At 50.6% G+C, this 8,621-nt stretch carries 4 protein-coding genes; 1 reads left to right on the plus strand and 3 read right to left on the minus strand.

Annotated features, from left to right (window positions below; all coding sequences use genetic code 11):
• Positions 1-174 precede the first annotated feature (174 nt).
• From gatD to KOO62_06905, 3 genes are all read right to left on the minus strand, one after another.
• Entirely contained in the window at positions 175-1,557 is a 1,383-nt protein-coding gene (gatD, locus tag KOO62_06895; protein ID MBU8933719.1) for a Glu-tRNA(Gln) amidotransferase subunit GatD, read from the minus strand.
• The gene (gatE, locus tag KOO62_06900) at positions 1,550-3,469 is read right to left on the minus strand and encodes a Glu-tRNA(Gln) amidotransferase subunit GatE (protein ID MBU8933720.1); all 1,920 of its coding nucleotides are present in this window, start codon (positions 3,467-3,469) and stop codon (positions 1,550-1,552) included. Before gatE ends, gatD begins: the two co-directional genes overlap by 8 nt.
• Before the next feature lie 237 nt (positions 3,470-3,706).
• Positions 3,707-5,737: a sulfatase-like hydrolase/transferase gene (locus KOO62_06905; GenBank protein ID MBU8933721.1), complete on the minus strand. Its 2,031-nt coding sequence runs from the start codon at positions 5,735-5,737 to the stop codon at positions 3,707-3,709.
• A gap of 468 nt (positions 5,738-6,205) precedes the next feature.
• On the opposite strand from KOO62_06905, the gene KOO62_06910 reads away from it, so the two are divergent.
• Positions 6,206-8,621, plus strand: a 2,416-nt coding sequence (locus KOO62_06910) for a hypothetical protein (protein MBU8933722.1), incomplete at its 3' end; no start/stop codon positions are given.

Here is an 8,621-nt window from a genome sequence, read left to right on the forward strand (position 1 = left end):
CGACTTTCGGGTTTCGCGGTCGTTCGGCTACGAACTCCCTGGGAATCCGCCCTCATTGGCGACAGACTGGATTGTCGAAACTGAAGACAGTTTCGACCTACAGGACGACAAGACTGGACCCCCGTTTTCACGGGGGTGACAGAGTGGGCGATGCGATAGGACGGGTAATGCCTGTTACTTATGAATCGTGCGGAGGAACTTTTCGACTTCGGGGATGCCGCCCTGGAAAATTAAATATCCATTGTACGGTTCGCGCTTGGTGATCTCATCTTTGATCGGGGTCAGCATGATTTTTTTGACCTCTTCAAGATCACTCGTCTGTCCCAGCGCCCAACCAAGTTTGACATAGGCCACTTCGGGCAACATGTTCTCGGTCGGGATAATTCCCAAGCTCATAAGATCACGGCCGGTGTCATAGACAAACATGTGGACATAGCCCCACAACGTTTGCACCGTCATATAGATTGCAACGCCGGCTTTGGTGGCGCGTTCGATAGCGGGATAGACAGGTTTGTTGACATGCCCCAGACCGGTCCCGGCAATGACAATCCCACGGTAACCGTTCTCCACCAGCGAGTCGATGATGTCGGGTTGCATGTTGGGATAGTAATAGACAAGCGCGACTTTCTCTTCGAAAAACGGCAGAATCTTCACCTCTCGGTCGGGACGGCGACGATTGTAATCGGTCCGCAATGGGGAGATTTTGTCACGGTCGATCATCGCCAGCGGGATATCTCCCACCGTGCGAAAAGTCGAGCGATATGATGAGTGCATTTTGCGCACTCTGGTAGCAGTGTGAAGCAAACCGTATTTGTCGGATGTGGGGCCGAACATACAGACCATAACTTCGGCAATATCGGACTCGGCCGCCGCTTTGGTGGCGTGGATGAGATTCAAGGCGGCATCAGAAGAAGGTCGGTCAGATGAACGTTGTGAGCCAACCATCACGATTGGCACTGGAGAGTCCTGAATCATAAAAGCCAAGGCCGCCGCCGTGTGATGCATCGTATCGGTACCATGACCAATGACAATACCATCGATACCGTTGGCAATTTGTTCGCCGATTGCTTTAGCCAGCACGAGGTATTGCTTTGGCCCCATGTTCTCGCTGAACACGGCGAAAAGCTTCTCGGTGGTCAGATTGCATATATCAGCCAATTCCGGTACTGCACCGTACAACTCGCCGGGTGAAAAGGCGGGGATGACTGCGCCGGTTCGGTAATCAAGACGCGAGGCAATCGTTCCGCCGGTGCCAAACAATTTCACGCTGGGCATATTTTCGGAAGTCGGGAATTCCTGCTCGGGGATTTTGTAGTTGGCTTCTTTGGAACCGAGTTCGGTGATTTCGAGAACAGTGTCAACGGCTATGCCGACGTTGTATCCGGTAGCAAGTTTGAGCACGATATGTTCGTTGTCATCGTTCTCCGCGCGAGGTAACACGATTCCCTCGAATGCGCCGCGTGTGCTTTTGATGGCGGCTTGACTCCATACACTGACGCCATATTTTTCAAGCACAGCCAGCGCTTCGCCACGATATCCCAGTACTTCATCAGCCATGCTTCACCATCCTCTCGACCTCAGCTCGCAGATCGCACAACGATACGTTACCCAGGGCAAACGGTCGCAGTTGCCCCATGATCCAGCGAGTCAATACTTCATCACTTGGCGATAATCCGGATTTGTTCACCCTATCCAATAGCGGTGGAACATGAGCAACAATTTCTGACATCGTTGCTTTCTTGAATCCAATCTCTGCGCTAAGTCTGTCAATGTCCACTTCCGGTTTGTCGTTCAGAGAAGCGAGAAGCTCGGCCGCAAAATCAATACGTATGTCTTGTTGTATGAGATAGCTGAACAGTTCATAGAGCCGTTCGTGGGAAATAGTTCTTGATCCGTTATCAAGATGCCTGAGCCGGTGCCCGAACAACAGTCCGACGTTTCGAGCAGGGATTTTGAAATCATTGCTGATCCGTTCGATAACTGGTACCAGGTTCTTACGCAGCAAATAGAGATGGCAATCAAGTGGGACTTTCCACTGTCGAAGCAACGTCATTCTCTGAACAACATCTGGCGGCAGAAGCTTGCGGATCCGCTCTATCGTTTCATTGGGTATTGATAATGGTGCGGAATCTGTGTCAGGATACATCCGATCCGGACCCGGCAAGACACGCTCAAAAATCGTGGTGCCATCTGGAAATCCTTTGCGGGTTTCCTCGGGCACGCCTTCAAATGCCATAAGGCAACGTTCTTCAATTGTCTCAAGAGCAGTTATCAGGTCATCTTCAGGACACCAGAACACAAGTTGTGCGTCAGCGTCCTGAGCACCAAGCTGTACTTTGATATCAGACCAAACGCTCGACTCAATGGCAGGACTATCGCTTGTGAGTTGTTCCGAGGTTACGAGGTTAGGTCGCTCAAGACAGGCGATTACTTTGAGACGGTCTCTGATTTCATTGGCAAAAATCTTCCCTGGCTGCGTGAAGTGCGACAAAATACCGGCGAAACCGGGAAGGTTGACAGCCACGCACCGGTCAATCGGCGGTAGTTCTCCCCTGATAAGATCGCGGTCGATGTCGGCATGAGTCATTTTCCATTTGGTGGCGTCGCCAAAACGTTCTTGAAGTTCCTGTCGGATGGCCAACAACGCCTTCTGGCGGTACGCCTCAATATGGGTCAGTTCCGGAATCCAGGCGATGTGCGCCACACCTTTGATCTCGACCCTGGTTCCCCCTGTGACGCTCACGTTGACATCCTGCCGGGCAGCACCAATTCCGGTACGAACTTTACCGGAACTGCGCGCCAGGAATCTCAGATACTGACCCGCTTCGGCAGCTTCGTCCGGAGTCAACATTTCAGGATAAGTAACCATCTCGACTAAAGGCATCCCCAGTCGATCGGTAGTATAGACACGATCATGACCAATATCGGAAACCTCACGGCAGGAATCTTCTTCGATACTGAGCTGGATGATACGAACTTTCTTTTCCCAGAGCGGGATTTCTCCCTCAATGCCAACAATCGCCGTGCGTTGGAATCCGGTCGGGATGCTGCCGTCGAGGTATTGCTTGCGGGTGATATGAAGTTCACCGACCATGCTGGATTTCAGCAGCAACCCGAGTTCAATCGCAATCTCCAGTGCTTCGGGGTCGATCTTGAATGGCGGCGTATCATCGACTTCATAAGTACAGGCGGTTTCGTACTTGAGGCGGTAAAAGATATTCTTGCGTGTCTTGCGTTCCATCAGGGCGGTGCCGTCGTATTCGCCCATCTCGCTGAGAGTGGGGCGCATGTGACGAATCACCTCGGCATCATAGTCGTCACCGCGCTGATATATTCCAGCTGGACAACGACAGAACAGCTTGGAAGCGGTGAGTAACTGCTGGTGGATTTCCAGACCGCACTTGAAACCCAGCTTCCGGTATGTGTCGAGAGTGGCCTCTTGTCTGGGGACAAAGCCTACCTGCTGCATAGTGCGATTGTAGTTTATCTCGGAACTGACCACGGTGTCGGCTCCGGCGGTGACATTATCAGATTGCTTCACTCCACGCTACTCCACACAATTCAGTTTCCAAACCATCAGGGCAAAAACTACTATCGGCAACAAACAGCCATTGGCTGGCCCGGATAGGATAGTCAAAGATGGTGATTTTTGCAAACCTTTCGATGGTTGCAACCATCATAATTAAGCAACTGCCGGAATTCCGGTCTATCTGTGCTCAGGCGAATCAGCCCCGTTTTCACTCATTGGCAACAGCATATTGTAGTAGGCACGCTGGAAGATGGCCAGTGCCTTACGGTTGTACTCTATCGCCATCTCCGGCAGCGAATCAACCAAATTGACTGGGGACTCGATTCTTCCCGTGGCGGGATCAATCCGGTACAGCGCTTGTGGTCCGTCAAGGCGACTTATGTTGTAATAGTCATTCTGAATATAACCGACTTGCAGCCAATCAGAGAACTGGGCGTATTCCACCCCGGTCTCGGAGCTGTCCAGAAGGTCACGCCCAAAGGAGTAGTCATCGTACTCCAACCTGACTCGTCCCATGACTGTCGGAAGGATATCAATCTGGCTTGCCAGAGACGAGATTTGTCGCCCCGAGGATTCATCCAGAGAATCGGTGTGCAATATCAATAACGGGATGTGATATTGAGTAAGATCCATGTCTCCCATCGGTTGGTAGAGCATCCCGTTATCGGAGGTGACGACAATCAGGGTATTGGAAAAACGGGGATTATCGGCAATCGCAGCTATAAACCGCCCCAGCGCCCAGTCTGAATATTTGAAAGCATTCAAACGCAACCTGTCATCTTCTTCCTCGGGCAAGGGTCCGTAGGGAACATCTGGTACAAGCCAGGGTCCATGATTGGAGGCAGTGAGCAGAGTAGCAAAGAACCGTTCTTCGCCCAATGCCCCAAGTTCTTCAATGGCACGATCAAACATCACATGGTCGGGAACACCGAGTGTGCTCAACTTTTCCGATGAGTCGTAGTCCTCCAAAGAAAAGATGCGCTGCATCCCGTTGGAGATAAGGAATCCTTGCATGTTGTCGAAATGCGGATCATGGGTCGTAAAGAAAAGAGTCTCGTAGTCGTGTTCGAGAAGGATCGATGGCAGCCCCCAGAACCTGTTTTGCCCCGTAACCTGTTTCATGACCGACTTGCCGAAAATCAGCGGATAGCCATAAAGAGTACAGAATAACCCTGAGTAGGTGTGACTCCCCGAGGAATAGAAGTCCGTGAAGAGTGTTCCTCGACGAGACCAGACATCAAAATGCGGAGTGAGATCATAGGAGTAGCGATTGTCAAGAACACCGATCCGACTTGCTCCGAACGATTCCATGATAATCAGAATGACGTTGGGGGGATTGTCATTTTCAGAATAGAACTCAACTCGCCGATGAAGGCGTAACGTGGACGAATCTGCCGCAACGTATGAGCGACCGGTGAGTACACGCACCAGCGAATCAACCTCGGGGAATGCGATGGCCTCCATCGTTGAGGCTGTGTTCTGCTTGCTACCGACATCGTAAACAGCGTCCCGGAGAAAAGTGAAAGTTGGGTTGAGAGCCAGTTGATTAGCTACGTCGTATTCGGAAAAATAGGCCAGCCCCCACGTCAAGGGTGCTTTTTCCTCGATCCGTCCACGTGCTAGAACTCCGAGAACCACAAACGTGACCGGAATCCATAACAGGTTTACCAAAATCGTTGTGCGACTATCCCACGCGGTCACCCAACGCAAAAGCTTGTGAACTGCTGCGATGAACAGAGATAGAAGGACTGAGTAGAGCACAAGATACCAAACAACCGGATAAGTCTGCCAGACCATGGAGAACATGAATCCCGGCGTGTCTGACCACTGTAAGACACTCCCGTTGAGCCGGGAATTGAAGAAAAGGAAAAACTCAATATCAACCAGGTGGATGAAGAACGTAATGGCCGACACAGTGATCAGGAAACCCAAACAGATTTTCTGTACTACCTTGTTGTGAGTGATTTTGAACCTGGGGATTGTGCTCATAAGATATAGCGGTGCGGCTACATACGCAGCGATGGCCAGATCGAAACGTGTCCCCAGGAAAAAGGACTGAAATAATATCAAACCCGGGACATCGATAGTCAGGTCAGATAGTTTGAATAGCAAGACCAACCGCCATACCTGGAAGAAAAGAACCTGCAACAGCAACACACCCAGTGCGAACACGGATGGGGCGGATATGTATCGACTTCTGAATTTCAAAGGACTGACTCCTGTTTTCTTTCAGCTGACAAAAAGAGATCGAAAAAGACTCTTGTCAAGCTGGTACTGGATCCAGTAGAATTACCATATCCATTAATTAACCAACATAATCCGTTACGAGCGAAGGGGCTATGCCCGACTTGGGAAATCAAACGAGACTTCCGGTAGGAAGTTCCTTAAGGGTACCGTCTAACCAAGAAACCCTACGCGGGTCCATGTTGTCAACTTCAGACAACAGAAACAAACGCAGCTCACGAAAAAAATGAAAAAGAAGCGAACCACAGTACTTTTGATACATTTTTTACTATGTTTTCAACAAAAATATGCTTATAATGATAGAAGTAACTTATACTTCTCTGTAATACTACTACTTGTAGCGAGCAAAATGTCTAACTTTGTTTGTTTCTGTCATCAGATCGTAAACAACGTACAATCACCACATATTCTTACCATCTTGCGGAGGTACATGTGAGAGGACTACTAACGATTGCACTGCTGACCAGCTTTTGTCTGGCATCATCAGCATCATCAAATCAACTGGTCACATTGGAAGACGCATCAACGCATGCAATGGTGACCGACCAGGGACAAGGCGGTATCATTGTCGAAATGGGAGTTGGGGAACTACAGATTTCCGAAGTATCGACGCCCGAGGGCTTTTTCAACCTGTTGTCATTTGAGGGGTGCGCACGCACACACACACTTGGTAATCCAAGCTTGCCCACCCTTAACCGATTGATTTCAATTCCCTTCGGTTGTGAGCTGAAAGTTGATGTTCTCAGCTACGAAGTAGAAGAGGTATCTTTCAGCGATCTGGGACTTACTGCACCTTTGATGCCAACCCAACCGTCAGTCTCGAAATCTGACGATCCGGCATCTATTCCGTTTGAGTTCAACAGAATTACATACGAACAGAATCAGTTCTATACACTGCCTCTCGCCCACGCTGAGGTTCTGGGAACGATGCGAGCCGTCAATCTAGGATTGGTGAGTATCTCACCGGTCGAGTACAATCCTGTCACCAACGTTATCCGAGTCTATAAGAATGTTCAGGTTTCAGTGACCTATGAAAACGCCGACTGGGCAATGACTGAAGAGATGCAGCGCAAATTACACTCACCATATTTCGAAAGCGTGTATAGCAAGATTTCCAACTACAGCGAGCAGCAGACTGATTCACGCGCGGACCTGACCAAGTATCCGGTCAAGTATGTGATCGTAGCCGATCGCATGTTTGAGGATCAGTTGGTACCATTCATTGAATGGAAAACAAAAAAAGGATTTAATGTCGTCGTTGACTACACTGACGTCATCGGCTCCACAACGGCGCAGGTAAAGACCTACTTACAGGGTCTTTACAACGATGGCACTCCCGAAGATCCGGCTCCATCGTTTGTGTTATTTGTGGGCGATGACGAGCAGATTCCGGCCTATACCGGCTACAGCGGCCACATCTCAGATCTGTGGATGTGTGAATTTACCGGTGACAACTTCCCGGAAATCTACTACGGCCGCTTTTCCGCTCAAACCACTGACCTACTCCAGCCTCAGATTGATAAGACGCTGGAATACGAGCAGTACCTGATGCCGGACCCAAGCTATCTCGAAGAAGTTACATTAATCGCCGGCGTTGATGCTGGTGCTGCCCCGACCTATGGCAACGGGCAAATCAACTATGGTACGACCCAGTATTTCAATGCCGCTCACGGTATCACTCCCCATGTATGGCTCTATCCAGCCTCCGATGAACCCAGTGCATCGGGCGACATCATTCAATCTGTGTCAGACGGCGTGGGGTTCATGAACTACACGGCTCACTGCAGTCATTACGGTCAGGCCGATCCATCCTTCAGTGTTTCCGACGCAGACACTTTGACCAACGACCATATGTGGCTACTGGGTATCGGCAACTGCTGTCTGGCAAATACCTTTGGTGCCAGCGAAGGCTCGCCCTGTTTCGGTGAAGCCTTCTTACAGAGAGATGGTGGCGGAGGTATTGGGTATATCGGCGGCACCAACTCCACCTACTGGGACGAAGACTATTGGTGGGGCGTTGGTAACGGCCCAATCGTCGCGGCCGGTCCAACCTACGAGCAGACTGGACTGGGTGCGTATGACGGCACGTTCCACGACCACGGCGAAGCTGTCAGCGATCACCACGTCTCCAACAGCGCAATGATATTTGCCGGTAACATGGCTGTTACCGAGGCCGGTAGCTCACGAACCGCCTACTACTGGCAGATTTATCACTTAATGGGTGATCCCTCGGTCATGACTTACATGGGTGTACCATCGGTTAACATTGTTACTCACCCCAGCGCCTTAGTGTTCACATCAACAAACATAACTGTCCAGGCTGACCCCGGCTCGTACGTTGGTGTTTCATTGGACGGTGTTCTGTATGGAGCGGGTTATGTCGATGTTTCCGGACAGGTCGAGGTTGAGCTCGTTCCGTTCTCAGCTCCTGCCACAGCGGACATCGTGGTGACATGCCAGTTCCGTGAACCGTATATTTCGACGGTGCAGCTTTTCGCGCCGGACGGAGCGTATGTTGTCTACGATGGTGCCCAGACCAACGATGCCACGGGCAATAACAACGGTATCCTTGAAGCCGGCGAGAGTATTCTTCTAGGGCTACAACTCAAGAACGTTGGACCCGATGAAGCCCTCGACGTGGTGGCCACGATTTCCTCCACCGATCCCAACATCACTGTGATCACAGACGACATCGAGCCGTACGGCAGCATCCCAGGCAATGACGGCACCGAGTTTATCGCCGACGGCTTTTTATTCACCGTGTCACCGAATGCAGAGGATGGTGACAATGTTTCCTTTGATCTGTCCGTCACCGGCACCAATCGCGAAACCTGGACCGGTAGTTTTT

It is taken from the genome of Candidatus Zixiibacteriota bacterium, from assembly GCA_019038695.1.
In the GTDB taxonomy this organism is placed as follows: domain Bacteria; phylum Zixibacteria; class MSB-5A5; order GN15; family FEB-12; genus B120-G9.

Bases quoted from the DNA above. Each gene is read 5' to 3' on its own strand.
- gatD (MBU8933719.1), bottom strand. From the start codon at position 1,557: ATGGCTGATGAAGTACTGGGATATCGTGGCGAAGCGCTGGCTGTGCTT.
- gatE (MBU8933720.1), bottom strand. From the start codon at position 3,469: ATGCAGCAGGTAGGCTTTGTCCCCAGACAAGAGGCCACTCTCGACACA.